At 64.5% G+C, this 25950-nt stretch carries 15 protein-coding genes; 6 read left to right on the forward strand and 9 right to left on the reverse strand.

Annotation, left to right across the window (positions count from 1 at the left end):
* Positions 1–928: 928 nt before the first annotated feature.
* The 3 genes from G473_RS0123940 to G473_RS0123950 are packed head-to-tail and all read right to left on the reverse strand — an operon-like array spanning position 929 to position 6274.
* Positions 929–4087 carry an error-prone DNA polymerase gene (locus tag G473_RS0123940; protein ID WP_029015179.1) on the reverse strand — a complete coding sequence of 1053 codons (3159 nt, stop codon included), beginning with the start codon at positions 4085–4087 and terminating at the stop codon, positions 929–931.
* The gene (locus tag G473_RS0123945; protein WP_029015180.1) at positions 4084–5607 is read right to left on the reverse strand and encodes a DUF6504 family protein; all 1524 of its coding nucleotides are present in this window, start codon (positions 5605–5607) and stop codon (positions 4084–4086) included. Before G473_RS0123945 ends, G473_RS0123940 begins: the two co-directional genes overlap by 4 nt.
* On the reverse strand, positions 5522–6274 hold the full coding sequence (locus G473_RS0123950; RefSeq protein WP_029015181.1) for an ImuA family protein: 753 nt from the start codon (positions 6272–6274) through the stop codon (positions 5522–5524). Before G473_RS0123950 ends, G473_RS0123945 begins: the two co-directional genes overlap by 86 nt.
* Positions 6275–6699: 425 nt before the next feature.
* Between G473_RS0123950 and G473_RS0123955 the strand changes: the two genes are divergently transcribed.
* The 5 genes from G473_RS0123955 (at position 6700) to G473_RS0123975 (ending at position 15457) form a co-directional block, all read left to right on the forward strand.
* The gene (locus G473_RS0123955; protein WP_035709265.1) at positions 6700–9441 is read left to right on the forward strand and encodes a TonB-dependent receptor; all 2742 of its coding nucleotides are present in this window, start codon (positions 6700–6702) and stop codon (positions 9439–9441) included.
* Between the two features lie 289 nt (positions 9442–9730).
* On the forward strand, positions 9731–10243 hold the full coding sequence (locus G473_RS28710; protein ID WP_051330674.1) for an RNA polymerase sigma factor: 513 nt from the start codon (positions 9731–9733) through the stop codon (positions 10241–10243).
* Positions 10243–11229, forward strand: coding sequence for a FecR family protein (locus G473_RS0123965; RefSeq protein ID WP_029015183.1), 987 nt, complete (start codon positions 10243–10245; stop codon positions 11227–11229). Before G473_RS28710 ends, G473_RS0123965 begins: the two co-directional genes overlap by 1 nt.
* Positions 11210–14194 carry a TonB-dependent receptor gene (locus tag G473_RS0123970; protein WP_029015184.1) on the forward strand — a complete coding sequence of 995 codons (2985 nt, stop codon included), beginning with the start codon at positions 11210–11212 and terminating at the stop codon, positions 14192–14194. The genes G473_RS0123965 and G473_RS0123970 overlap by 20 nt, the downstream gene beginning before the upstream one ends.
* 36 nt (positions 14195–14230) lie before the next feature.
* Complete coding sequence (locus tag G473_RS0123975; protein WP_029015185.1) at positions 14231–15457, forward strand: histidine-type phosphatase; 1227 nt, start codon at positions 14231–14233, stop codon at positions 15455–15457.
* A gap of 51 nt (positions 15458–15508) precedes the next feature.
* Here G473_RS0123975 and G473_RS0123980 read toward each other — a convergent pair whose 3' ends face one another.
* From G473_RS0123980 to G473_RS0124000, 5 genes are read right to left on the reverse strand one after another with little or no spacing between them, the layout of a single operon-like run.
* On the reverse strand, positions 15509–16312 hold the full coding sequence (locus G473_RS0123980) for a hypothetical protein (RefSeq protein ID WP_029015186.1): 804 nt from the start codon (positions 16310–16312) through the stop codon (positions 15509–15511).
* Positions 16312–17256: a response regulator gene (locus tag G473_RS29700; protein WP_051330676.1), complete on the reverse strand. Its 945-nt coding sequence runs from the start codon at positions 17254–17256 to the stop codon at positions 16312–16314. The genes G473_RS0123980 and G473_RS29700 overlap by 1 nt, the downstream gene beginning before the upstream one ends.
* Positions 17253–18815 (reverse strand): hypothetical protein, encoded by a 1563-nt coding sequence (locus G473_RS0123990; protein ID WP_029015187.1) that lies wholly within the window; start codon positions 18813–18815, stop codon positions 17253–17255. The genes G473_RS29700 and G473_RS0123990 overlap by 4 nt, the downstream gene beginning before the upstream one ends.
* Complete coding sequence (locus tag G473_RS0123995) at positions 18812–20683, reverse strand: glycosyltransferase (protein ID WP_035709270.1); 1872 nt, start codon at positions 20681–20683, stop codon at positions 18812–18814. Before G473_RS0123995 ends, G473_RS0123990 begins: the two co-directional genes overlap by 4 nt.
* Positions 20684–20704: 21 nt before the next feature.
* Positions 20705–22699: a hypothetical protein gene (locus G473_RS0124000; protein WP_029015189.1), complete on the reverse strand. Its 1995-nt coding sequence runs from the start codon at positions 22697–22699 to the stop codon at positions 20705–20707.
* A 74-nt stretch (positions 22700–22773) separates the two neighbouring features.
* Between G473_RS0124000 and G473_RS28720 the strand changes: the two genes are divergently transcribed.
* Positions 22774–23832 (forward strand): glycoside hydrolase family 113, encoded by a 1059-nt coding sequence (locus G473_RS28720; RefSeq protein ID WP_154667572.1) that lies wholly within the window; start codon positions 22774–22776, stop codon positions 23830–23832.
* On the opposite strand, the gene G473_RS0124010 is transcribed toward G473_RS28720, so the two are convergent.
* A complete protein-coding gene (locus tag G473_RS0124010; protein WP_029015190.1) occupies positions 23817–25250 on the reverse strand; it encodes a mannose-1-phosphate guanylyltransferase/mannose-6-phosphate isomerase in 1434 nt (477 codons plus the stop codon). The genes G473_RS28720 and G473_RS0124010 overlap by 16 nt on opposite strands.
* Between the last annotated feature and the right edge of the window lie 700 nt (positions 25251–25950).

The raw sequence follows: 25950 nt of genomic DNA on the forward strand, positions 1-25950 counted from the left end.
AGCCGCACCGCCCTTAGTGCCAACTTGGAAGAGACTGAGATGGCTCAGCTTGCCGCTATTATTGATCGTGACCGGACCCGTCGCGCCGGTGCCGCTGACGGTGATGCGTGGGGCTAGGCCCGCTACCGTCGCGTCCTTGTCGATATTGGCGGTGAAATTCGCTGCTGTGGCAGCAAACGACCCCAAAATAGTGCCCTCTGTCCCGGTGACAGTAAGCACGCCCGTTGCCGGATCGAACACCTGATTCGCATGGGCACCCGTAGCCCCGATGGCGGCGACCGACACCACGGCCGTAGACATCAGAAGGCTTTTCCGCGTGAGCTTAGACATCTTCAATATGTATCCCACCCCTAAAGAAATTTTAAAAAGGAGCCACAGCTTCCAAACGGGAACCCCCGGATCGAACATACCCCTTTTTGGACACACCCCAAATTTGAGGTACCCCCATATCACCAATATTTGGCACGCCTACAAATTTGTCAATTATCATATTTTAAAACTTTTTGACCTATATTTTCAATATAGCGCAATTAATTACAATGCAAACAAAAACAAATCACAAAATTTAGCAAATAATTATTATTTGTTAGAAAAATTATATATGCATTCATTTTATTATTGCTTCATTTATAATCAGTTGATTTTAAAATTTTATTATAAAAAAATATTGCGTGTGAGTAAAATTCCGCGCATGAAGGATGGCGGCTCCCCCTTAAAAATAAGACAGGCAGTATCCATCGAGAAACGGCTTGTAACCGGATAATCTGGGTGGCCCGTTTCTAACAATTTTCCGATGAGACACAGGCACCGGAACGGTTACGAGAGGGAGATCATCCATTGCATTTCTTCGCATGAAGAAGCATATGCCGCCTTTCCAATGGAGAGCTTATACCAGTCCGCCATGACTCAAACTCAAGGCGGACTGGTATTATCGGAAATTCCGTGAGGGCACGCGTAACAGTTCGCTGGTGTCCCGGTCCTCAATTGCCGGCACCCGCCCGAGGTCCGCTGAAATGTCCGCCACCTTCTGCACGATCAGGTGAACGACCTCCCCTTCCCGCTGCACCCTGCCCTTCGCCGCCATAAGCTGCGCTGCCAATATGTCCCGGCGGTAGGTCTCGAACCGGTCTTTCCAGACCACCAGGTTCGCTGCCCCGGTCTCATCCTCCAGCGTGACGAACAGCACCCCGCTGGCGGTGCCAGGCCGCTGACGGACCAGCACCAGACCGGCGATTTCCAGCCATTTGCCATCGGGTGCCGTCATCGCGTCCCGGCACGTCACCATGCCGCGCCGTCTTAGGTCGGTCCGCAGGAACCCGACAGGGTGCCCCTTCAACGACAATCCGGTCCGGACATAATCTTCCAGCACCTCCCCGCCTACCGTCATGGGACGCAGCCCGACCTCAGGTTCCAGCAGTTCCGGCACGGCCTGCCTTTCCTTCTCCGCTGCTGCGGCGAACAGGGGCAGCGGCGCGTCCCGTAACCCTTTGAGCGCCCATAAAGCATCCCGCCGGGCCAGCCCCATGCCGGACCGGAAGGCATCGGCTTCCGCCAGGCGCACCAAGGCTGCCTGCGGCACCCCGGCCCGCCGCCACAGATCATCCACCGATGCGAAAGCACGGTCCTGTCGGGCCAGCACGATCAAGGCCGCATGGCCATTGGCCAGCCCCTTCACCATGCGCAGCCCCAGCCGCACCGCAAGACGCCCCTCCTCCCCGGTTTCCTCCAGCGTACAGTCCCAGCGTGACGCATTCACACAGACCGGGCGGACCTGTACGCCATGATCAATTGCGTCGCGGACGATCTGGGCCGGGCCATAGAAGCCCATCGGCTGGCTGTTCAGCAGGGCAGCACAAAACACATCCGGATGCCGGCATTTCAACCAGGCGCTGGCATAGGCGATCAGCGCGAAGCTGGCCGCGTGGCTTTCGGGGAAGCCATAGCTGCCAAACCCTTCCAACTGCCGGAAGGTCCGTTCGGCGAAATCCTGCGCATAGCCATTGGCGACCATCCCGCCAATCAGCTTGTCCCGGAACGCCGACACCCCGCCCGTCATCTTGAAGGTGGCCATGGATTTGCGCAGCAGGTCGGCCTCCCCCGGCGTGAAGCCCGCGCCGACAATGGCCACCCGCATCGCCTGTTCCTGGAACAGCGGCACGCCCAATGTCTTGCCCAGCACCTTTTCCAGTTCCGGGCTGGGGAAGTTCACCGGCTCCAACCCATTCCGCCGGCGCAGATAGGGGTGAACCATGTCGCCCTGGATGGGTCCGGGCCGGACGATGGCCACCTGGATCACCAGATCGTAGAATTCACGCGGCTTCAGGCGCGGCAGCATGGACATCTGCGCCCGGCTTTCAATCTGGAAGGTGCCGAGCGTGTCGGCCTTGGAGATCATGTCATAGGTCATGGCATCCTCGGCCGGGATACTGGCCAGATCCAGTGGGATGCCCTTATGGTCGGCCAGCAGCTCCAGGCCCTTGCGCATGCAGCTCAACATGCCGAGCGCCAGGAGATCGACCTTCATGAATTTCAGGACGTCGATATCGTCCTTATCCCATTCGATGACCTGCCGGTCTTTCATGGCTGCCGGCTCGATGGGGACCAGATCATCCAGCCGGTCACGGGTCAGCACAAAGCCGCCCGGATGCTGGGAAAGATGACGCGGAAAGCCCACCAGTTGGCGCGCGAGGTCCAATGCCAGACGCAGGCGCCGATCGGACAGGTCAAGCCCCAGCCCTTTCAGGCGCTCCTCCTCAAACCCTTCCGACCAGCCTTTCACCTGACTGGACAGGGTGCGGATCAGATCCTCCGGCAGACCAAGTGCCTTGCCCACATCCCGCAAGGCGCCCTTGGTGCGGTAGCGGATCACCGTGGAGCAAAGCGCCGCGTGATCCCGGCCATAGGTGTCGAACACCCACTGCATGACGATCTCACGCCGTTCATGCTCAAAATCGACGTCGATATCCGGCGGCTCCCGCCGTTCTTCCGACACGAAGCGCTCAAACAGCAGATTGTTGCGGACGGGATCGATGCTGGTAATGCCCAGCACATAGCACACAGCAGAATTGGCGGCCGATCCCCGCCCCTGGCAGAGAATGCCCTGGGCGCGGGCATAGCGCACGATGCTGTTCACTGTCAGGAAATAGGGGGCGTAATCCAGCTTTCGGATCAGCCCTAGTTCATGCCGCAGGGTCGCCACCACGTCCTCAGGCAGCCCTTCCGGATAGCGGTCAGCAGCGCCTTCCCAGGTCAGTTGCTCCAGGGTCTGCTGTGGGGTCAGCCGGGGATCGTCCCGTTCCTCCGGGTACTGGTAGCTCAGTTCCCCCAGGTGGAAACGGCACCTCTGGGTGATTTCCAGGGTCCGGGCCAGCGCCTCGGGATAGCGCGTGAACAGCCGATGCATCTCTTCTGGCGGTTTCAGGTAACGGTCGGCATGGCGCTCCCGCCGATGACCCAACTGGTCGATCACAATATTATGCCGGATGCAGGAGAGAACGTCCTGCAGGATCCGGCAGCCGGGATCGTGGAACAGCACGTCATTGGTCACCACGGGCGGCACCCGCAGGCGGGCGGCGAGGTTCGACAGATCATGCAGGCGCATCTGATCGTTCGGGCGGCGGCGCAGGGTCAGGGCCATATAGGCCCGGTCGCCAAAAGCGTCGCGCAGCCGGCGCAGCCGCCGCGCCCCTTCCTCATCGGCTTCGTCGGGCACCAGCACCGCCAGCAGCCCTTCGGCATGGGTGACGACATCGGACCAGTCCAGCAGACACCGCCCCTTGCCACCACGGGCCTTGCCCAGGGAGAGAAGACGGCAGAGGCGGGAATAGGCCGCCCGGTCCGTCGGGTAGACAAGCAGCGCCGTACCATCGGTCAGGTCCAGGCGGCAGCCCACGACCAGCCGCACGCCCGTTGCCTTTGATGCCTCCCACGCGCGGACCATGCCGGCCAGGGAGTTGCGGTCAACCACGGCCAGCGCTTCAATACCCAGATGGGCCGCCATGGTGAACAGCTCCTCCGCCGAAGACGCGCCGCGGAGAAAGGAGAAATGTGTCGTCACCTGCAGCTCGGCATAGCGCGGGCCGCTCATCCGAATATCCCATGCAGGAACCAGCGGTGGGAACCGGTGGCTGGGTCTTCCCCATCCCCGGCGCGGTAGATCCAGTAACGTTCGCCCGCCTCATCCTCCACCCGGAAATAGTCGCGCACGGCTTCCAGTTCGGCATCGCGTTTCCACCATTCTCCAAAAACCCGCTCCGGCCCGTCGGCCCGGCGCACCCGCCGGCGCACACCCTGCCAGGTGAAGGAGGCCGGCGGATGGTCGGGCAGCAGGGCCATGGTTTCAATCGGGTCCGGCCGGGCCAGCAGCCGGGCAGGACGGGGCCAATGATCGGGCCAGCCACTGCCCGTATCCGGCGCCATGGCGGGGATACGCTGCACCGACCTTTCCGGCACATCGCTGGCCACGGCGGCCATCCGGTAGAGCGCCCGACCGCCGATGCGGTTGGCCAGCGTATCGACTAGGCCCGATATGTCGGGCCGTGCCGCCTCGACCAAGCTACTGGCCGCTTGCTTCATCGCCAGCGGTTCGGCACTGGCGGCAACCAGCACCATCGTCTCAATCCCGAAGCCGGGGTCGATGGTTTCGATCTTGTCGCACAGCAGCCGGGTCAGCCGTCTTGCATCCCGCGTAGGCAGCGCCATGCCCACCCGGACAGCCTGCAGGCGATTATCGACACGGTGGACCAGCAGGTCCAGCCGGCACGCTCCCAGGCCACGGGCCTCCAGCGCGGCGCACAGTGTCGTCACCAGCTTACCGATATAGCGGGCGATGGTTTCCGCCGCCGCGATGGGTTCAGCGAAGACGCGACGGGCCTCAATCTGGCCGAGAGGCTGGATAGGGTCGATGGGCTCTGCCATCTCCCCCAGGGCTTGATCCAGCCGCCGGGCCAGTTGCGGGCCAAAGCGCAGGGCCAACGGTGCCCGCGGCTGACGGTGCAGATCGCCGATGGTCCGGAAACCCAATGTCCGGAGATCAGCCGTCATCGTCACCGGCAGGCGCAAAGCCTCCAGCGGCAAGGGCGAGAGTAGAAACAGGGTCCGACCCCGCTCAGCCACAAAGGTTGAGCGGGCCAGATGGCGTGCAAGGGCATGGGCGGCCCCCCAACTGTCCGCGATGGCAGCGCGGGCCTCAACCCCTGACATGGCGAGGCGGCCAATGATGGCGTCCAGCATCGCCCCTTCCCCGCCATGCAGATGGTCTGCACCGGTACTGTCGATGACGATCCCGTCGGGTGGGTCGGCGGAAACCAGCGGGGAGAAGCGCTGCAAAATCCAGAGCGCCAGCCGGTGCAGCCCCTCCTCATCCTCTGCGGGGGCCGCGTCATGGATAGAAAGGCCCGGCACCAGCATCTGCGCCTTGGCCAGCGCCATGCCGGGACGGATGCCGAGATTAAGCGCTGCTGGACAGGCCGCTGTAACGGTGCGGCGATTCTGTTGCCGGCTCGCCAGGACCAGGGGCTGGTCAGCCGACGGCGCTGTGTCCCCAGCCGCCCGTCGCAACTGGTCGATCGGCCAGTTCGGCAGGTACAGCGAGATGACCCTGTTCATCGCAAGCCTCCAGTTCAAACGCAGCACTCTCCCCGGCACGGGTACGCACCAATTCAACAAACCAGCGGTGCCGACCCACGCCGGGTACCGGCAACGGGGATGATGGCAGGGAGGAGATGCGCCAGCGGGTCACAGCAGAAGTGGGCTGACCGAAATCGGTCGCATCCGCCGGTCGGCGCCAGCGCCGTAGCGCAAGACCGATGGTTCGGCTTCCCTCCACCGCCAGTTGAAGCCGGCGTGAGGCCGTCATGGTCATACAAGCGATTTCCGCCACAACGGCGCCAAGGCTGCCATGGCGCAGCGCTTCTTCTGCACAGGCCAGCACCGTCTTATCGTCCCCAGCCTCCACATAGATCACCCGGTCTGGCGGCAAGCCTGCCTGGGCCAACGATGGCGCGAACAGGTCCGGCCGGGTGCAAATCCAGAAGACCGGCCCCTCGGTACGGGCCGCGATGCCGGCGCTGAACAGGGCAGCGGCAGCGGCATCGATACTGCCTTGCCCGCCACCCGTCACTTCATGCAGCGCCCCCAGCGCCAGTCCGCCGCCGGGCAGCCTGGCATCAACCACCGGCAGACCAAAGGGCAGCACGCCGCCATTCGGGCGGGACTGGCCTTCAATCTGGGCGATCTGCGCACGCAGGTTCGCTATGGCGGACGCGTTCCGCAAGGGGGTCTCCAGGGGGCAAAATGTTCCCTTTATGTTCTATTTTAGCCCGAAAGAGTCAAGCAGCGAATAGATGCCCGGAACCGACATGCCCAGATGACCGGCCATCCCGCAGGATCCATCCGGCTTTCCAGGCTTGTGGCCGATGACCTCGTCCGACGCGGTCTGCTGGAGGCAGCGGCAGACACTGACAGTTCAATTCTGTTGAAACAAATCTCTGCGGCACATGTCGGTGCCAGTTAGAAATGTCACCGGGTGAGCTTGCGGGGGCGGCTGCGCTTCCAGCCAGAAGGTGTCAGTTCTGTTACGCCTTGATTTAATTTAAGAAAGTTCTGTGACACGCGGTTATTGCGGTGCGGGATGCGTCTTGGCTGGTGAGGGGTGATGCCATCCCTCCAAACCCAAGTACGGAGCCTTTGAGGATCATCATGCATCGCCCCGCCCTGAAATCGGTGCTGCTGGCCACCGCCGTCGCGCTTGCCCCCTTCGCCGCCGCCCATGCGGATGAACCCGTTCTCCTGGAAGAAATTCTGGTCGTCGCCAACCGCTATCAGGCGACCGACGTCCAGATGCAGTCCACCAACAGCGTCTCAATCCTCTCTACCGAGGATCTGGAACATACGGCTGTGCATAATGTGGCCGAAGCCCTGGGCCTGCTGCCGGGCGTGACGGTGGTGAATACCGGCCAGTCCTTCTTTGGCGGCATTGATGGTGCGGCGCGTGGTGAGGGCATGTTTGCCGCCGTGCGCGGCCTGAACAGCGAATATAATGTCAACATGATCAACGGCGTCACCGTGGCCCAGGGCATGCCCTACAGCCGCGGTGTGAAGCTGAGCCTGCTGCCGCCGTCGGGCCTGCAAACCATTGCGCTGAACAAGACTTCCACCGCCGATATGGATGGCGATGCCATCGGCGGCACCATCGATTTCCGTACCCCCACGGCCTATGATTTCAAGCAGGATGTCAGTGCCAGCATGACCCTGTCCGGCCGGATGGAAAGCCGGGCCCGCGATTATGATGATAGCGGCCTGGGCGCCGGTGCCGCCGGCGATCTGGCCTTCAAGTTTGGCCAGGATAACCAGTTCGGCGTCTATGTCAGCGCCTATTACGACAAGCGCAACTTCGCCAACAGCCAGATGGCAGGTGCCATGGCCGCCCGCGGAGACGGGGGCTGGGCCTATGCGCTGACCAGCGATGCCGGCGGCTCCACCAGCGCGCCCGGCCTGGACCCCTTATCCAACATCGTGCAGACGGGCGTGAATATTGGCGTGTCCAACGGCAGCACCGAACGGTACGGCGGCAACCTGTCGCTGGACTGGCGCCCGGATGATACGCTGCAGGCCTATTTCCGCGCCTCCTACGCCTTTGCCGAGACGATCCAGAACAGCACCTTCAGCCAGATCGTCAGCACCAATAAGGGCCGCATCCGGCAGCCCAGCGGCCTGTATGCCCTGGATATCCAGAAGTTCCGTACCTCGGTCTGGTATGAAACCAACCCGGAAAAGGCCGACCTTTCCACCTATCAACTGGGCGCTGACAAGAAGGTCGGCAACTGGACGATCTCCCCGCAGCTTTTCTACAGCACGGGTAACAATAACCGCCCGGACCATCTGGAAGCCTCGGTCCGTAACGACCAGTTCAGCGCCAATGACCGCTGGAACTATGGCGGCGGCGTTTCCATGGGGTACGAGAACAACCTCCCCATCCCGCTGCTGACGCCGGAAATGTTCAATGCGCTGGATAATGCCGGCACGGCCCTGTTCGCCCGCCGCGCCGGTCAGTTGACCTCGCAATATAGCGGCCAGGACAAGCGCGGCGGCAAGATCGACATCCAGCATGATTTTGACGAAGGCAGCCTGAAATACGTCAAGTTCGGTGCGAAATATATCGACAGCCAGCGCAAGGTGACCAACCGCGACTGGACCAACGCCTATTTCTCCGATCTGGTCGGCGGCCGTCCCACCTGGGCCAGCCTGGGCATCGCCAATGGCACCTATGACGAGATTTTCCCCGGCAAATATAGCTGGTCGGTGCCCAAGATCGACCATGACCGGATGCTGGAACTGTTCCGCCAGTACCAGACGCCCGCCAGCTTTGATAGCTGCGGTGCGGGCCGCCCCTATGTGGACAATATGAACTGCAACACCCAGAAGGGCAGCGAGGCCGTCAGCTCCGCCTATGTCATGGGCCAGTGGCAGTTGGGCGATCTGGAACTGATCCCCGGCCTGCGCTTTGAACATACCGAGATCAAGAACACCTTCTGGGAACTGCCGGCCAGCAGCAGCGTCGGCGGCAACTGGGCCAAGACCGACACGACCTATAATGAGTTGCTGCCCAGCCTCCACGCCAACTGGCGCCCGGACGAGGACAGCGTGTACCGCGCGGCGGTCTGGACCTCCTACACCCGTCCGGCCTTTGTGCAGTTGGCCGGCGGCGCCCGTTATGACCTGTCGGATGATGGCGTCACCACCATCACCATGGGCAACCCGGACCTGAAGCCGATCCGGTCCCTGAATGTCGATCTGTCGGGTGAATGGCGCAGCGACTGGGGCGGCTACGCCTCCTTCGGCGGCTATTACAAGCACCTGTCGGATTATCTCTATGAAAATGGCTCCGACGGCGTGAACGCGGCCCTGGGTGGCAGCGGTCGCACCCGCACCATCACCCCGCAGAATGGCGGCGATGGCGATGTCTATGGCCTGGAACTGAGCCTGCGGCAGAAGTTCAAGGATCTGCCGGCCCCGTTTGATGGTTTCGGCATCGGCGGTAACCTGACCCGGCAATGGACCAAGGTGGACCTGGGTAACGACACGGTGGGCCGTGATCAGCGCATCCAGAATGCGCCGGAATGGCTGGCCAATGCCCAGTTGTTCTATGAATATGAAGGCTTCACCTTCGACATCATCTATAATTACACCGGCAGCTACGTCTCCGTTTACAACTACCTGAACCAGCCCGGCACCTGGGATAATCTCTGGGTCCGTCCGAACACCCGTCTTGACCTGCATACGGGCTATAAGTTCGAGAATGGCTTCAGCGTCGATCTCTCGGTGTCCAACCTGCTGGGCGACTACACCTACTGGTCGCATGTGGGCAAGAAGAGCTTGGCCATCTCCGACGTGGTGGATAGCGGCACGACCAGCCTGCTGACCGTCAAATACACGTATTGATCCCAATAGCTGGAGCCTCAAACACCGCACGAGCGGCGCGGCGGCAGTTGCCGCCGTGCCCACGGTCATAGGGCATGACCGTGGGTAAGAGCTTGGTTGTGTTACGGTCGGCCCCCTCACCGGGGCCGGCCATTTTCTCTGATCGCCCGGCGTTTGCGCGCGTGACACAGCCGCCCTGCGCCGATGGAGAGCTGCCATGTCCGCCACCGTCATCAAACTGCAACCCGCATCCGCTAGGACCACACACGCCAATATGCATGGCCGCAAGGCCCAGGCTGGATGCGGAAGAATGGCGGATCAATCCCGGACCCTGGCGGATGCCGAGCATCAATCGATGCTGCGGGCCTATTTCACCCGCCAGATCGGCGGCGGCAGTGATGTGGAAGATTATGTGCAGGACGTTTTCGTCCGGGTGCTGAGTGCTGCCCCGGCCGAACGGGTGGGGAACTGGCGCGGCTTTTTGCTGCGTGTTGCGTCCAGCCTGCTGGTCGACCGGTTCCGCCGCGACCGTGCCCGGCTGCGCGACCAGCATCAGGAACTGGATGAGGCCGGGGAGCTGATCGACGATCAGGCGATCAGCCCCGAACAGGCGCTGATCGGGCGCGAGAATCTGGAACGCCTGGAAGAGGCGTTGAAGCAGGTTGATCCCATAGCCCGCAACGTGTTCCTGCTGGTGCGTGTCGATGGGATGCGCCATCGCGACGTGGCGGAACGGCTGGGCATGGATACGCGGACGGTCACACGGCTGGTGGACCGCACGCTGGTGCATCTGGGCCGCTCTATGGCGGAGACGGAACAGTGATGACGGGCGACCCGGAACAACAGATTTTGGATCAGGCAGCAGAATGGATGCGCCTGTCAGCATCCGGCAAGCTGGGCCCCGACCAGCAGACGGCTTTGAAAGCATGGCTGCGCGCCAGTCCGGACCATGTGGCAGCGATGGATATCGTGTCGCGTGCCTGGATTGCTGCCGGCGCCATCAATGATCAGGGCCGGATGCGCCCCGACATGCTGCGCGCCCGCAATTTCCGCATCGCCCGCAGCACCGGCAGCCGCCGTTCCTGGCGGGGGCCGGTGCTGGCCGGCTTCGGCATGGCGGCGATGTGCCTGCTGGCCGTGATCGGCTGGCAGGGATCGGTGACGGAGGCTGATTATGCCAGCGGCCCTGGCGAGGGGCACAGTATCGAACTGGCCGATGGCACATCGGTGCGGCTGGATGCCGGCACAAGGCTGCATGTGCGCATCGACCCCCTGTCCCGTCAGGTCACCCTGTATCAGGGGGAAGCGGAATTTGACGTGGCGCATGAGAAACTGCGCCCCTTCACGGTCGCCGCCCGCGATCTGGTAGTGCATGATCTGGGCACCCGCTTCACCGTCCGCCACCGGGCGGACAAGGTGCGCGTCGTGCTGCTGGAAGGGGCCGCCGATGTGCGCGACGGTCAGAATGGGCGCGTACTGTCGGTGCTGAAACCGGGCCAGCAGGTGGAAAGCAAGGCACCTGGGGCGGCGCTGCGACTGTCGGCGGCCAATCTGGGCCGGGTGCTGGCCTGGCGCGACCGGCAGGCCGTGTTTGAGGACACCCCCCTTGCTGAAGCGCTGACAGAGGTGGAGGCCCGCACCGGCGTGCGGATGCGGCTGGCCGATCCAGCGCTTGCCGCGCTGAAGGTCAGCGGGGTTTTCCACACCGCCGATATCAGCGGCTTTCTCAACGCCCTGACCCTACTGCACCCGCTATCCTGGCGCCAGACGGCACCGGGGGAGTATCAGCTTGAGCCGCGGCGGCGCTGATCCCTGCCCTGGCCGCACGGTCGCGGCCATCGCGCTGGGGGCCGCCCTGCTGGCGGGGGGCGCTGCTTATGCTGAGCCGGGGCAGCCGCATACCCTGTCGGATGCGCTCTTGTCGCTGGCACGGCAATCAGGCCGCAACCTGCTGTTTAAGGGGGCCGCCCTGCCGCCGCGCAAGGCCCCGGCCCTACCGGAAGGGGCCAGCTTCCGGGCATCCCTGGACCTGCTGCTGGCCGGCACTGGCCTGACCTACCGCGAACAGCCCGACGGCACCGTCGTTATCCTGCCCGCCCCGCCGCACCGGCCCGTCGCGGCCCCACCCGAACCCGTAGCGGAAATTCTGGTGATGGGGCAGCGACCGCAGGACCGGTTTGCCGCCGAACTGCGCTCCCCCCTGCCCGCCCATATCCTGCCGGCAACGGAATTCAACCGCGCCGCCGACCGCAACATGGCGGAATTGCTGGGCCGCCTGCCCGGCGTCAATGTGATGATGACCTCCCTGCAGGGCGATCTGGGCGGCATCGACCGCGCGGCCCGGGCGGAAGGACAGTCGGTCGCCATCAGGGGCCTGGGCGGCGCCTATAGCCAGGTGCTGATGGATGGCATCAACATGGCCCAGAGCATGCCCTATAGCCGGGATGTGCAATTGAGCCTGCTGCCCCCCTTCGGCCCCGACGCGCTGCATCTGGAAACTGCGCTGACGGCGGACAAGGATGGCGATGCCATCGGCGGCATCATCGATTTCCGCAGCGCCAGCGCCTTTGATCTGGGGCCGGAACGGACCCGCATCACGCTGCGCGGCAGTTGGGCCTCCCGCACGGGTGATTATCACCTGTCCGGGTCCGGTGGCGGAGGCGAGATGGAAGGGTCGCGCCTGTTCGGGCGGGACAATGCCATCGGGCTGGTGCTGCGCGCCCATGCCGACAGCCGTCCTTTCAGCAGCCTGCAGCAGACCTATCAGACCGGTCAGTTCGACTATGCCATCACCGATGCCGCCGGGAATAATCCGGCCGGCATGGATGCGGGCCAAAACCTGATTGCCACGTCCCTGAACGCGCAGTTCGTGCGGGGCCGTACCAAACGGCGTGGCGCATCGCTTGCCCTGGACTGGCAGCCCGATGCGCCCTACAGCGCCTTTCTGCGCGCCGGGTGGAACCGCGCCGATACCGAACAGGATGTCTATCAGGTGGGGTTCCAGGGCGGGCGGGATGCCAGTTTCACCACCCGCCTTCCCATCGGCAATGGGCTGTACCAGACACAAAGCGTGAAGAACCAGTTGCATTACTGGTTCCAGACCAACCCGGACGAGGCGGAACTGCTGACCCTGCAGGGCGGCGGGGAAATCAAAGCCGGCCCCCTGACCCTGCGCCCCTACCTGTTCCATAGCTGGGGCCGCAACGACAAGCCACGCCATATCGAAGTGTCATTCTGGAACAGTCGCGGCACCACGGTGGATGAAGGGCTGGTGATGGCCGATCAGGGTGGCTATCCCACCCCCCTGCTGGGGCCGAAAATGCTGGCCCTGCTGGCTGATGCCGCTTCGGTTCCCGCCTCCAATCTGGGGGAATATACCACCCTGACCAGCCGTCAGACCAAGGATGGCGGCGGGCTGGATATGGAGACGGGAACGGAGACAGCCAAGCTGCAAGCCGGCGTCAAGCGGGTGCGCAGCGACAACAGCGTCACCCGCCGCAACCAGCGGCCCCAGGATAGCGGCGGTGCCGCCGCCCTGCCCCCCGGCACAAGGTTGGGCGATCTGGCCGCGCTCGGCCTGTCCGACGGGGCCTGGGTGACAGTGGCCAAGGGGCTTTATGATTATCAGGTGCCCCTGATCGACCAGGGACTGCTGCTGGCCCGGTTCCGCGCCAATGAAGCCGGCTTCGTCTGGACCCCGGATGAATATAACGGCAACAGCATGCGCGGGCAGGAGGAGGTCACCGCCGCCTATCTGCAGGCCGACCTGCGAAAGGGGCCCTTCCAGTTCCTTCCCGGTCTGCGGGTGGAAGGGGCGAAGATCAATACGCTCTACTGGCTGTCCGGCAACCAGGGTGTGCCGGCGGGCAATGTCCCCTATGGCTGGAACCGGGGGGAAAGCCGCTATAAGGCGTGGTTGCCGCGCCTGCTGGTCAATTATACGCCCGATAAGGATCAGCGTTACCGGCTGGCCGTCTGGACCGGGCAGGTGCGCCCTGCCCTGTACCAGCTTTCGGGCAGTGCCACGGCCAGACGCGATGCCGATGGCACCCTGACCCTTATCCAGGGCAATCCCGACCTGAAGGCCGTATCGGCGTTGAATGTCGATCTGGGCGGGGAATGGCGCTGGCCCGGCGGCCATGCCGGCCTGTCGCTCTATCACAAGCGGTTACGGCATTATCTTTATGATGCCGGCGCCAATTATAATGGCATTGCCGATGGTGGGGAAAGCGGGCTGCGACTGCTCAAACCCTTCAATGGTGGCACGGCGCAGCTTTGGGGGGCGGAGCTGGCGGCGGCCCAGGCGCTGACCTTCCTGCCCGACCCGCTGAACGCCCTGGTGCTGGAAGCCAGCCTGAACAGCCAGCGAAGCCGCGTCCATCTGCACATGCCGGAACTGGCCCCGGTGGAGCGGCTGCAATATGCGCCCGACTGGCAGATCAACAGCCGCCTTCGCTATGCGGCCGAGGATTGGTCCCTGTCAGCCAGTTACACCTGGTCGGACGCCTATATCCAGAAATATGGGCTGCACGGCCTGTCTGGCAGCGGCAGCCCCATGAATGGCAGTGGGCTGAATGTCTGGGTCCGCCCGTCGCAACGGCTGGACCTGCAGGGCGACTGGCAGATGTCGCCCAATGTCGCCCTGGAATTTTCCATCCGCAACCTGCTGAACGACCTTGCCTATCGCGCCACCATCGGTCGGCACAGTGATGCCGTGCCCGAAACCATCGCCAGCGGCCGCAGCGCCCAGATGGTGCTGCGGCTGGACTTCTGACCCCCCTTTTTCCCCATGATCAAGGAAACCCTTGTCTTGAAACGCCTTGTCCTGGCCGTGCTGGCCACCCTTGTCGCCGCCCCTGCCCTGGCCGCCACCGACCCCGCACCGGGTCCGGGCTGGAAACTGGAACGGTCGGTGCTGCTGCTGCGTCATGGGCTGCGCACGCCGCTGGAAACAGAGGCCGCGGTGACCGGCTTGAACGACCTGCCCCTGCCGGCCTGGAAGGAACCCGCCAGCCTGCTGACGGAACATGGCGTGAAAGCCACCCGCCTGCTGGGCGCCTATCTGCGCGACTGGACCGCCGCGGGCCAGATTTTGCCGGCCAATGACTGCCCGGCGGAAGGCACGGTCGATATCTGGACCAACAGCGCCGCGCGCACGATCAGCACCGGGCAAGCCCTGGCCGAAGGGCTGGCCCCTGGCTGCAATGTCAAGGTTTCCCACCTGCCACCCGGCACCCGCGATCCGCTGTTCAGCCCACCCAGCGAGATGACGGGCTTCAAGCCGGAAGAGGCTATTGCATCCATCCGGGCGGAAAAAGGCGACCCGCAAAGCATCACCGCGCCCTATAAGGCGGAAATCGCCTTGATGGAAAAGGCCCTTGGCTGCGACCGCCGCAGCCCGCCCTGTGACATTGCCGGCACCAAGGCCACGCTGTCTTTGTCCGCCGATGGCAAAGGGATCGACATGCTCGGGCCGATCTATATCACCTCGGGCACGGCCCAGGTCTTCCTGCTGCAATATCTGGAAGGGCTGCCGATGAAGGATGTGGCCTGGGGCCGGCTGGATGCGGGCGAACTGGCGCGGGTTTCCCGTCTGCATGCCCTGCTGTTCGAGGTTTATGCAAGGCCGCATTACATGGCCCGCCACACGGCTTTCAAGATGGCCCCGCGCGTGCTGGACGCCCTGTCGGCGGACAAGGGCCCGGCCCTGACCCTGCTGATCGGGCATGATAATAATGTCGCCGCACTCTCCAGCCTGCTGGATGTGCATTTCCAGGTCGATGGCTATGGCCAGGATGATCCGCCCATCGGCGGCGGCCTGCGCTTTGAACGCTGGCGCGATCCGGCGGGTGCCGTGTGGGTGCGGCTGGCCTATGTGGCCCAGACGCCGGACCAGATCCGCCATCTGGCCCCGCTTTCGAGGACCGAGCCGCCCTTCACGGAAATCCTGCCCATCCCCGGCTGTGCCGATACGGGCGATTTCTGCCGGATCGACCGGTTCACCACCCTGATCGGACAGGCGCTAGTGAGCCGCTGATCAGGAGATCCGGTGACGGGCGGGCAGCATCCGGCAGGCTCGACCTGCCCGTCAAAAATCCAGCCATAAGGCCAGAAGGAAGCCGGTTTCGTCGCCATCATTGCGACCGCCGATCGCCTGATTGACGCCCGCCTGCAGCCTGACAGTGTCGGTGAGGCGACGCACGACGGAGAACTGGGCCTTGTAGCGGCGGAAATCGCCATAGCCCGGCCCGGCATCGCCGACGGAGATGGTGTTGAAATTCTGCAGCAGCACCATCCAATCGGCATTGGGGCGCAGGCCCAGCGTCAGGTCCAGGCTGGCCTCGTCCGCCGGTGCGCCGGTGCGCTGGCGCCAGGCCGTCTGACCATCAAAGAAGCCCGGCAGGCCCAGAAAGGTGAGGTTGGTGCCATAAAGCGCCCGCATCTCCAGATCGACATGGCCGGAGCCCAGGGCCGGGCTGTCATCCTTGTCATAGAAGAAGGGCAGGCGCACCATCGGCTGTAGGGAGAAAACCGACCCCTCCCCCCGCCACAGGGCGAAGGTGCCGCCGACCTCCGTATCGGTCAGGCCCGATGTATGATCGGTGCCGCCGCCGGTGCGGTCAGCGGACAGGCGCTGGATCGTCGGTTTCAGGAACAGGCTGCTGTCCGGCCCCACCCCATAGGTGAAATAGGGCGTCAGTTCCCATTTGCGGAATTCCAGGGTCCGGCCACTGTCGCGCCCGTCAAAACCGGTGTCGGAGGTGGAGGTGGCCAGCGTGGTGATAAGCTGGCCTGTCCCTTCTGCCTGCGGCCAGGCGCCCGCCGCCGCCGGGCCAGCCGATGCCAGCATGCCAAGGCACAGCAGGGGCAAAAGGGCGGCAAATCGCTTCATCAGATATTTCCATCATCAGGACCGTTCCCACGGTCGGTTTCATCGCCGGCGGCAACGCGGTTGCCCCCATCCACCTTGGCGCGGTCCAGGGCGCGGGTGGCCATCCTGCCGGCGTCACGGCCCAACGCCGCATGGCCAATGCTCAACGTGATGCAGGGCCAGCCGCTGGAACGGGGATGGGGAATATCCGCCGCCAGGATGGTCTCCCGCATGTTCTCGGCCAAGGCGCCCGCTGCGCCGGCATCGGCCTGCCCCGTGACCAGCGCAAATCCGCCATCGGGCAGGCTGAACAGCAGGTCACCCAGGCGTCCTGCCATCCCGGCCAGAAGGTCCAGAACGCGGGCCTTCACGGCATCGGGCTTCCCGTCAGCCCTCAAGGTCAGGTTGGCCCAGCCATCAATCTCGCCCCGCAGCAGCCGGCCGGGGCCCTTACGGGCGGCCAGCACGGCGGCCAGGGCATCCGCACCGGGCCAACCGGTTATCGGATCGGCCAGATGCGCGGCTGGCGGGGGCGCCTGCCGCAACGACGCTTCCAGCGCCATCCGCCGGCGCGCTTCCAGCCCCAGCCGCAGCGCCCCGCGCACGCGCGTGACCAGCGCCACCATCGACAGGGGTTTGACGACATAATCGACGGCGCCGGCCAGAAAGCCATTGACCAGACTTTCCTCATCCTCGCAGGCAGAGACGACGATGATGGGGATTTCGGCCAGCCGGGGGTTGGCCTTGATGGTGCAGATCGCGTCGATCCCGTCATCACCGGGAAGCTGGATATCCATCAGGATGGCATTCACGGTGGCAGCGGCACCATCATGGCGGTTCACCTCCAGCAAGGCATAAGCCTGCTCGGCTGACGAGGCGGTGACAACCGGGCCCAGGCCGCCGGCTGCCAGCATATGCTCAATCAGCATCAGGGTTTCGGGTACATCATCGACGATCAGGATCATGATTGTCCCCCTTCCCGGAAGGAAGCATCCACGCGTTCCGTTTGTTCCCACAATCGCCAGGGGCCACGCATGGCCACCAACCGGCCACCGGGCGGCCCATCGCGCCACAGATCCGGCAGGGCGCGGCTGATCCGGTCGCGCTGCCCGCGGGGCGATTGCGGGTCCTGCAGGGCGATATAGCGGGTGGACAGGCGACGGGTCAGGATATCGGCCTTCAGCCGGTCGGTGCTGGTCAGCACCAGCCCCTCCGCCCCGCCACGGGCAGGCACCACCAGCCCGGACATGTCGGCATCCATCGCAACATCATCCAGCCCGCGCAGCAGAACGCCGAATGCGGCATCCTCCTGCGCTGCAACGCTTGATACGTCCTGTCCGGAAAGGGCCCTATGCCAAGCCGTCATGTTCGGCGACGGCGCGATGGATTGGGACAGCCACCCGCCACCCAGCCCAAGGGTGGCCAGCAGCAGCAACAGCGGCGACGGCAACAGGCCGGGCCGCATCGCGGCGGCACCGACAATGGCGACGGGCAGCAGATAGGGCAGCAACCGGCCCGGATGGTCCAGATAATGGGTCAGGGACGCGATGATGATCGCGGCCAGCACCGACCCGGCCAGCAGGGCCAGGGACAGCCGGGCCTGCCGGTTCCGCACCCGCCAGAGGATGAAAGGCAGCAGGGGGCAGGCAACCAGGATCATCAGGCTGCCGGCCAGGAAGGCCCCACCAGCCCCCCGCCCCCAGCCCATCAGCCAGGGATAGGCGCCCAGATTGCCGGAAGCACCCCGGATCGCGGAATCGACCCCCTGGGCGAAGGCCGTTACCGACCCGCCGAAAATCCAGTTGGTATAGAGATACCCGGCCAGGGTGAAGGCAACGGGGAAAAGCAGCACCAGCAGCACCCCGCCGGATGAGCGGGCGACCAGGACCGGCGGCGACAGCGCCACCAGAAAGGGCAGCATCGCCAGGACCAGATAAGCCCCGGACGCAGCAGAGAACAGGATCAGGGCCAAGGCCGCACCCATCACGGCCATGGCATTCACCTCGCCCCCCTGCCGCACGCGCAGGGCGGCCGGGGTCAGCAGGGTCATTGCCAGCACCGCCAGCGGCACCCCTTCCCCGGCGGCGATGGCCTGCTGAAGCGTGGGGTGCGCCACCAGCAGCAGGGCGGCAAGGCCCGCCGTGAGGCGGCCATAGCCGCCATCGGCCAGCATCGACGCCCAGGCGGCCGCCAGGGCGCCACCGACCAGTACATTGACCAGCAATGGCACCGGCACCGATCCCGTACCCGGCAGCAGCGCCACGATCATATCCGCCGACAGCAGCAGCGGCGGGAAGGTGACGGCGAACAGCTCACGGAAGGCGGCGGCATCGGAGAGCGCGACCAGGGCCGTCCGCCACCGGTCGGTCGCCACCGGCGTCAGGAAACCGGCCTGCAATGTCCACAGCACCTGCGCACCGCACAGCAGCAGCCCCGCCGCGAACCAGAGCGGCCATAGCGAGCCGGCACGCGCCGGATGTCGTGTGGTGCCGGTGGCTGGGGCCAATGCTTGCGATGGCGTCATTGGTTCATGCTGGCCATCGCCTTGGCCACCTCCTGCTTGGTCACGGCAGACAGGCCATGCTGGGTCTTTTCCCAATAGAAGGGGTTGCGGATCAATTGCCACAGCGCCTTATAGGCGGCGACCGACATCAGCGCCCAGTAGCCGGCCACGGTCAGCCCCCAGGGCGCCAGGTTCATCCAGCCGCGCTTCACCGGGGCGATGATGGACAGGTAGGTGAAAAGTCCGTTGCCGGCCAGCAGGTTGAACAGGGAAAGATAAAGCAGCACCGTCGGGAACAGCGGGTCCAGGAAGGTGCCGCCGACCAGCAGCCAGAACAGATAAAAGCCCCAGAAGATCGGGTTCAGGATACCCGACAGCATGGTGCCGCCGACAAAGAACTGAAAGCCCCAGAAGCCGCCTGCCCCCACCGACCGGTACAGATCCACCGGATGGCGCATATGCACCAGATAGGTCTGCATATAGCCCTTGATCCAGCGTGACCGCTGCCGGACCCAGTTGGGGATGGAGACATTCGCCTCCTCGAAGGTGGTGGAGTTGCAGACGGCGACCCGATAGCCCTTCTGGGTCAGGCGCACGCCCAGATCGGCGTCCTCCGTCACGTTGAACGGGTCCCAGGCGCGCAGCTTGCGCAGCACATCCATCCGGAAATGGTTGGATGTGCCCCCCAGCGGGATCGGGATGCGCAGCCGTTCCAGCCCCGGCAGCATATAGTCAAACCACAGCGAGTAATCGAGCGTGAACATCCGCGTCAGCCAATTCTCATCGGCATTGAAATAGTTCAGCCGGCATTGCACGCAGGCGACCTGCGGCCCCGCCTTCTCAAACGCCACCACCACCTTTTTCAACTGGTCCGGCTCGGGCTGATCCTCCGCATCGAAAATGACCAGAAAATCACCCCGGGCGAAGTGCAGGGCATAGTTGCAGGCCTTGGGCTTGGTCTGCGGCTTGGAGGGCGGGACGCGGATGATCTCGAACGAGCCTTCCAGGCCCAGGGCCTTGGCGGCGTCGATGGTTTCCCGGTCGCCGGCTTCCAGCACCAGCTTGATATCCAGCTTGGCCATCGGATAATCCAGCCGGCGCAGCGCCGCCGCCAGGATGGGCAGCACCTCCGGCTCCTTATACATCGGCACCAGCACGGTGAAGACGGGCAGTTCCTCGTCACGCAGGGCGCGGACCTCCTCATCCGTCACCTTGCGGTCAACGACCCTGGCATTGGAGCCGAACCAGACCAGCACCGTCTTCAGCAGGAAATTGCCCAGATAGAAGACCGCCATCACCAGATTGAGCGTGATCAGCGTGGCGATGGGGGCAAAGGCCAGCCCCGCCAGCAGCATGGACAGGCAGGCATAAAGGAACAGGCCCTGCTGGGGTGTGACCACCTGCTTGGCCGAATTTTCCGGGTCCATGTCGGCCAGCCCGAACACGGCATCGTGGCTATATTCCGCCTCAAAGGTGCGCTGCAGGTTCCAGAGGATATCGAATTTCGATGTCACCACCATCCACACATCGGGGCCGAATTGACGCCGCGCAAATAGCAGCGTTTCCGGCCCCGGATCAGCGGTGGCAACAATCACCCTGTCCCCCTGGTGCCGCCAGGGCAGCACCAGCAGGCGGGCATAATCCTGCATCAGTTCGGGCTTGGCCAGCGTCGGGTCGGGCCGGTTTTCCATCAGGTCCAGATAGGCCAGACCGAACCGGTCGGCCAGGGTGCGGTAGAAGTCGCGCGGCTTCACCATCCCCTGGGAGATGACGATATCGCCAAAGCGGACCTTCCATTTCTTCTGCAGCTCCAGCGCCTGTTCAAGCTGATCCAGCCGAAGCAGGTCCCGCGCCACCAGCAATTCACCGATCGGGGGAGCAAAATCCATGATGGCAAGCCCTTCCCGGCTTCAGGACTTGTTGCGGGCGCGATACCATTTGGCGAAGCCGCCGGCCACCAGCACCGTCAGCAGCACCCAGATACCGGCCACCAGCAGGATACGGAACCGGTCCAGCCAGTCGGCCCAGGCGCTGTTATCGCCAATTTCCACCTTCACCGCCCGTTCACGCACCGTGTCGATGGCCATCAGCAGGCCATCCGTATCGGCAAAGGCGACGGTGCCGCGATCCAGCGGCAATGTCTCGGGCAGCGGTACGGGCCCGGCACCGGTTGCCTGCAAAACCAGCCCCGCCTGCCCGGCTTCCTGCGCCAGTTGGGCCAGCAGCAGCGTCGGCGCGCCGGTGACATCCAGCAGGGTGCGGCCCTGGCGGTCCACCACCTTCACGGCCCCCTGGTCCAGCGCCACGGGCAGGCCCGCCGGCACCTTCACCCCCGGCAGCAGCAGGAAGGGGCGGCCGGTCGCGGCCCCCTTGCCATCATCCACCACCACCCGCAGCCCCTCGCTATCCTGCACCAGCCCGTCCAGGGCGCGGGTGGCAAGGGCCAGGGTGGCGGCAGGATCGGCCAGCACCGCCGCCGGCACCACCACATCCAGCCCATCGGCAAAGGCGGCCCCCAGGGCAAAGAAATCACCAGGCGCGCCGGTATCGCCTGCCATCACCACACCGCTATCGGGCAGAAGCTGGGCCGGCGACGCGATTGGCGCTTCCTTGCAGTCGCCGCCCTTGGTCTGGCGTTGAAGCACGACGCGGAGCGCATTGCTGCGACCGACCAGCCCGTCGGGCAGCGGCACCGACAGGCGGCGCGTGGCCCCGCCATCGGCCAGACTGACACTGCGCAGCAGCAGGTTATTGACGAAAATATGCGCCAGTTGCGGGTCACCGCCAATGGCGGCCCCCGGCGTCAGGGTAATGTCCAGCGCGGACGGTTTCTGCCCTTTCGGCACGGCGGCGTAATCAAAGCGCAGATCCCATTCGCCCCGGTCGGCCACCTCCCGGATACCATCGCCCAGGCCCAGGGCGGCAAAGCCCAGCCGGTCCTTTTCCGCCGGCACGCCCTGCCCGGCATGCGGGGTCAATGCAGCGCCACCGGCCAGCCGGTGCCAGCCGCTGGCCAGATAGCCGACCGTACCGACATCGGCCCCCTCGGTCAGGGCAATGACGGGCAGGCCACCGGTACCCACCAGCCGCACCGTGCCATTGGCTTCCGCCCCCGCCGGCAGCGTGCCCACCAGGGCCGCCAGTTCCGCCATCGGCGCGATGGCGAATTCTGCCGCAATACCCGCCGCCGGGACCGTCGGCAGGCGCACAAATTCCACCGTCCGGCCCTGGCGCGTCAGTTCCAGCCCCAGCGCCAGCGCCGCTTCATAATGGTCGCGGCTGGCATTGCCGGCGGACAGGGCGATGCGGACCTTGCGCGGCAGCACGGCCAGCGCATCGCGCACGCTGGTGATGGCGGCAGGGTCGAAGCGATAGTGCAGCACCGTATCCGGGCGCAGCGTGGCGTAACCGCCGGGCAGGCGCTGATCCATGCAGCGATCCTCGCTCCACGCGGCACCATAGAGGAAGCTGACCTTCACGAAGGGCCGCCCGGCATCGCCATGGATAATATCCAGCGCCAGCGGCTGCACCCCGCCCCCTTCCGCCGGCATGGCGTTCCAGCGCGGCCGGTCATCCACCAGGATCTGCATCGATGCCCGGATCGGCTGCGGCGCCTGTGCCTCTATCCCGCCGGCCAGCTTGATATCCCGCACGGGCACCCCAACTGGCAGGGGGAAATAAAGGTCGCGCCGACCGGAAAAGCCGGTGAAACTGATCCCCTCGGCAAAGCCCAGATCGGCCAGGGTCACCGTGCGTTCCACCAGACGCGCCGTTGATGCCGGGCTGGCGGTCACCACCGAAGCGGTTGGCGATGGCTTGGCGGTCGGCGGGGCGGCAAGGGCGGCCCCCGGCAGCGCGATGGCGGCGGCGGTCAGCAGAAGCACGGCCTGAAACATGGTCTTCATGGGGCTGTTCCTGTAGGGCAGGTCCTGGCGGCCGGGCGGCGATGCAGGCGGAAGGGAAAAGGATGGGTGCAAAGATGGCGATCGGGCGTCGGGTGTTGCTGGGGGCCTTGCCGTTGCTGGCCCTGCCGGTGCGGGCCGGTGGAATGGCCCCGCCGCCCCCATCCTGGCGGGGGGCCAACCTGACCCGCACCCCCCAGGCCCCCTTGGGAAGCGATGCCTGTGGCCGGTCGCTGCAGGCGTTGAAGGATCTGGGGGCCGATAGTGTGGCGCTGATCCCGTTCCTGTGGCAGGCGAGCCCGCAGGCCACGCAGATCGGCCCTGGCAGTGATTTCGGGCTGGAGGAGTTGCGCGTCGGTATCCGTCAGGCCCGCGCCATCGGGCTGAAAGTGATGGTCAAGCCCCATGTCTGGGTGCCGGAAACCTGGGCCGGTGCCGTAGAGCCGCAGGGCGGCGAACAGGGCTGGGCGGACTGGTTTGGCGGCTATGGCAGCGCATTGGAGACGCTGGCCCGGCTGGCGGCGGCGGAAAAGGCGGAAGCGCTGGCCATCGGCACGGAACTGCGCGGCACCAGCCATCGCCCGGAATGGGCAAGCCTGATTGCCCGCCTGCGCCCGCTCTATCCGGGCCTGCTGACCTATGTCGCCCATTGGGATGGGGAGGTGGCGCGCGTGCCCTTCTGGGGCCTGCTGGATGCGGCTTCCGTCAGCCTGTACCCGCCGCTGGGGGCGGATGAGGCCGGGATTGAAGGCGCGATTGCCCGCCATGCCAACCAGTTGGTGGCATGGCGTGATGGCATCGGCAAACCGCTTTGGGTGGCCGAACTGGGCCTGCGCTCCGCCCAGGCCGCCCAGGTAAAACCCTGGGAAAGCCCGGAGGAGCGCGAGGCCATACCCGACCAAAATGTGCAGGCGCGCGTGCTGGCCCGCTGGCTGGCCGCGCTGGACCAGCGGGGCATTGGCGACATGCTGGTCTATCGCTGGTTCAGCGATCCTGGTATCGGCGGCCCGACGGACACCGATTTCACCATCCAGGGCAAGCGGGCGCAGGACGTGCTTCATTGCTGGTTCACCGGCCGCTGCGACCCGTGGGCGGCGACCCTGGCTGAAGCAGCCAAGGATTATTCCCGGCCATAATCATCCGCCATCCGCTCAATATCATCCTCACCCAGATAGGCCCCGGACTGCACCTCAATCAGGTTCAGCGGGATGCGGCCCGGATTTTCCAGCCGGTGGGTGCTGCCCAGCGGCAGATAAACGGACTCATTCTCCCGCACCAGGAACTGTTCCCCGTCGCGCGTCACCAGGGCGGTGCCGTTCACCACAACCCAATGTTCGGACCGGTGGAAATGCTTCTGAAGCGACAATTTCTCGCCCGGCTTCACCATCAGCCGCTTCACCTGGAACCGGTCACCGGCATGCACGGGCTGGAAATAGCCCCAGGGGCGATATTGGCGCGGGCGGCTTTCCGCCTCCGTGCGCTTGGCCTTTTTCAGCCGCTGCACGATGGCCTTCACGTCCTGGACCTCGTTCTTGTGCGCGACCAGGATGGCGTCTGAAGTGGCGACAACCACGATATCGCGCAGGCCCACCACCGCCGTCAGCACCCCATCGGTGCGGACATAGCATCCTTCCGACCGTTCAATCAGCGCATCGCCGATGGCGACATTGTTCTGCGCATCGCGCTCCACAATGTCATGCAGCGCCGCCCAGGAGCCGATATCGTTCCACCCGATGGAACAGGGCACCATGGCGGCATGATCGGTGCGGGCAAACACGCCATCATCAATGGAAATGGACGGCGCCTGGGCGAAGGCGTCCAGCGCCAGCCGCACGAAATCCATATCCTTCTGCCGGCCCGTCACGGCGGCCCGCACCGCCGCCACCAGCGCCGGCTCAAACCGTTCCAGTTCCGAAACCAGCATGGATGCCTTGAACAGAAACATGCCGCTGTTCCAGACATGCTCCCCACCCGCCAGCAGCGCTTCCGCCTTGGCCTTGACCGGCTTCTCCACAAATTCCTGGATGCGGAAGGCACCGGCCCCGCCGGGCAGCCCCTCCCCGCGCTGGATCCAGCCAAAGCCGGTTTCCGCCCGTTCCGGCACAATGCCGAAGGTCATCAGCATGCCATCGCGCGCCGGCGCCACGGCCCGGCGGATGGCATCGGTCCAGGCCGGGGCATCCGCGATGATATGATCAGCGGGCAGCACCAGCATCAACCGGTCGGGGTCTTCTTCCGCCAGCAGCAGGGCGGCGGCACAGATGGCCGGCGCGGTATTGCGGGCAATCGGCTCCAGCACCAGCGCGCGCGATGCCAGGTCCATCTCGCGCAACTGCTCCGCCACAACAAAGCGGTGGGCATCGCTGGCCACCAGCATCGGGCTGCCAAACCCGGCATCCCGGCAGCGGATAACCGTTTCCTGCAACAGGCTACGGTTGGAAGTGAGGCGGAGAAATTGTTTGGGATAATTCTCTCGCGACAGGGGCCACAACCGGGAACCACTGCCCCCGGACAGAATCACCGGCGTCACGATATCAGTGTCAATGCCAGTCATGCGCCCCCCAATTCAATACCATTATCCATTTTTTCAATGATCATGAATTATTGGAAAATGGATACCGATATAGCCAATAATATTATGATGTGATGTGTGAATTAGACCATGGTTAAGGCCTGTGGTTCTACGTGGAAACCCCTATCCGGCGGGATAGATCGAACCAGATCTTGCAGGTCAGGGGGTTCCGGGTGTTTTCCAGATAGGCTGGCGCTTGGCCCCGGACCGGGCAGGCCGGAGGGCCGATTTCTCTTTCCTTCAGTCCCGTCGCCAGTCCATACGGCTTGACCGGGAGATCAAGGCATCGGAAGATCACAACCGGGTCTGCGGCACCGGCACTGCCGATGGCGTGGAGAAGCGGCGCGAAAGCCAGGCGGTAAACGCGGGGGCAATCAAACCGCAGTCCGGGTGATGTCAGGGGTTTCTGCCGGTCGCTGGCGCGAGCGGCTCAATACCCGCCAAAACCCGGGACCCGCTCGCAAGCGCCCAAGTGATTGGGATTGCTGCGATTCTTGGACATGGTACATCTTTTTGATGCCCCGTTGGCCATGCCAAACCCCCTGCCTTGAAGACCCGCTCGCAAATCCGGCAATTTCTTGTTGTCCTGTAAGCGGTTCCAAGGGGGGCCCTTTCCCCGGCTGAAATGCCGGGGCCTCATTGAAGCTCGGGGAGGCGTTTACGGATGCCTTCCGGCGGCAGG

The sequence above is a fragment of the Niveispirillum irakense DSM 11586 genome (assembly GCF_000429645.1).
Lineage (GTDB): Bacteria > Pseudomonadota > Alphaproteobacteria > Azospirillales > Azospirillaceae > Niveispirillum > Niveispirillum irakense.

Bases quoted from the DNA above. Each gene is read 5' to 3' on its own strand.
- G473_RS0124000 (WP_029015189.1), bottom strand. From the start codon at position 22,699: ATGAAGACCATGTTTCAGGCCGTGCTTCTGCTGACCGCCGCCGCCATC.
- G473_RS0123940 (WP_029015179.1), bottom strand. From the start codon at position 4,087: ATGAGCGGCCCGCGCTATGCCGAGCTGCAGGTGACGACACATTTCTCC.
- G473_RS0123990 (WP_029015187.1), bottom strand. From the start codon at position 18,815: ATGACGCCATCGCAAGCATTGGCCCCAGCCACCGGCACCACACGACAT.
- G473_RS0123945 (WP_029015180.1), bottom strand. From the start codon at position 5,607: ATGAACAGGGTCATCTCGCTGTACCTGCCGAACTGGCCGATCGACCAG.
- G473_RS28710 (WP_051330674.1), top strand. From the start codon at position 9,731: ATGGCGGATCAATCCCGGACCCTGGCGGATGCCGAGCATCAATCGATG.
- G473_RS0123980 (WP_029015186.1), bottom strand. From the start codon at position 16,312: ATGAAGCGATTTGCCGCCCTTTTGCCCCTGCTGTGCCTTGGCATGCTG.
- G473_RS28720 (WP_154667572.1), top strand. From the start codon at position 22,774: ATGGCGATCGGGCGTCGGGTGTTGCTGGGGGCCTTGCCGTTGCTGGCC.
- G473_RS0123965 (WP_029015183.1), top strand. From the start codon at position 10,243: ATGACGGGCGACCCGGAACAACAGATTTTGGATCAGGCAGCAGAATGG.
- G473_RS0123995 (WP_035709270.1), bottom strand. From the start codon at position 20,683: ATGGATTTTGCTCCCCCGATCGGTGAATTGCTGGTGGCGCGGGACCTG.
- G473_RS0123955 (WP_035709265.1), top strand. From the start codon at position 6,700: ATGCATCGCCCCGCCCTGAAATCGGTGCTGCTGGCCACCGCCGTCGCG.
- G473_RS29700 (WP_051330676.1), bottom strand. From the start codon at position 17,256: ATGATCCTGATCGTCGATGATGTACCCGAAACCCTGATGCTGATTGAG.
- G473_RS0124010 (WP_029015190.1), bottom strand. From the start codon at position 25,250: ATGACTGGCATTGACACTGATATCGTGACGCCGGTGATTCTGTCCGGG.